This is a genomic window from Paraburkholderia sp. UYCP14C, assembly GCF_004197395.1.
GTDB lineage: Bacteria > Pseudomonadota > Gammaproteobacteria > Burkholderiales > Burkholderiaceae > Paraburkholderia.
This window is the reverse complement of record NZ_SELS01000272.1, coordinates 1-1,133: the sequence shown is the minus strand read 5'-3', so window position 1 is coordinate 1,133 and position 1,133 is coordinate 1. Positions and strand designations below refer to the sequence as shown.

The 1,133-nt window shown below is 56.7% G+C and carries 2 protein-coding genes; both read right to left on the bottom strand.

Translation table 11 applies throughout. The features are described from left to right. Positions 1 to 33: 33 nt before the first annotated feature. A complete protein-coding gene (locus EVC45_RS46455; protein WP_248295549.1) occupies positions 34 to 609 on the bottom strand; it encodes an IS630 family transposase in 576 nt (191 codons plus the stop codon). A 16-nt stretch (positions 610 to 625) separates the two neighbouring features. Next, on the bottom strand, positions 626 to 1,060 hold the full coding sequence (locus tag EVC45_RS46450; protein ID WP_211193611.1) for a helix-turn-helix domain-containing protein: 435 nt from the start codon (positions 1,058 to 1,060) through the stop codon (positions 626 to 628). Positions 1,061 to 1,133: the final 73 nt, after the last annotated feature.

Sequence of the window (1,133 nt, the reverse complement as noted above, 5' to 3'; positions counted from 1 at the left end):
TTACTAAGCCGAAACAAAGTAACCGGACATACGTCACGCCGCGTAACGGACTGACGGATGATGAAACATGGATCGGACCAAAGCCGGAATTCGCTGCAACGAGCGCAGAACTGCTCGAACACGCTGCTTAAGATGTCCGGGGCCTTTGATAGCAAGCTTGCCGATCTTGTGATGTTTGAGATAACCCCATACGAGTTCGTCTGGATTCAGGTCCGGTGAGTAAGCCGGCAGAAAAAACAGACAAAGCCATCCATCCGATTCTGCGGCAAGCTTGCGGATCGCTTTGCAACGATGAACCGGATGACCATCCGCAATCAGGAAGACGGGAGCATCGGCATTAAGCATCAGTCGCCTGACGAAGTCGACGTACACCGGGCTCTTGAAGCTGCCTTCAAAGCACATGAAACGGAGTTGGCCACGCGGACTGATCGCCGAGATCAGGTTCACTTTGAAGCGCGCGCCGGTGGTTTCGACCACCGGTGTCTGGCCAATCGGGGCCCAGGTCGTGCCGCTGTGGTAGTCCGAGCGCACCGTCGATTCGTCGACGAAGAAAATCTGTGCCCCACAGCGTTTGGCCTGCCTGACAATCGCCGGATATTCGTCACGCATCCATGACTCGACGAGTTCAGGGTCGCGTTGGTAGGCGCGCGCCAGCGGCCGTTGGGGAAAGCCCGAGTTTCCTGAGCAGCCGACCGACCGATACCTCGGAGAGCCTGACGTTGAAACGTTCGCGAATCAACTCCCGCACCATGTCTCGCGTCCACAACGCAAACTCGAACTTCATCTGCATCGGATTCTTCGTCGTGACCGTCTGATAGACAAAGCGGATCGCTTCGGACGACAGCTTCATCGGCCGGCCCGGAATAGACTTGGCTCGTAACGCTTCAATACCTCCTTCGCGCCAAGCCGCCAACCACTCGTAAATACGTGGCCTCGAGAATCCCAGCGTGCGGATCACGTCCTCTGGCGACTCGCCTGCTTCGACTCGCTTGACCGCGCGAATGCGCATCTCTTCCAGCGTTGCATGTGAAAGCTGTCGGCCGTCGTCCTCGCGCATCATGCCCCTCCCCAAGCCCCTTTAAGCTTAGACCATGGAGTCGATTTATGTTCGCTTACTTATGCACTGGTTAGTA

What these genes read in the sequence shown, in the direction of transcription:
- EVC45_RS46455 (WP_248295549.1), bottom strand. Translation starts at nt 609, where the DNA reads ATGCGTGACGAATATCCGGCGATTGTCAGGCAGGCCAAACGCTGTGGG.
- EVC45_RS46450 (WP_211193611.1), bottom strand. Translation starts at nt 1,060, where the DNA reads ATGATGCGCGAGGACGACGGCCGACAGCTTTCACATGCAACGCTGGAA.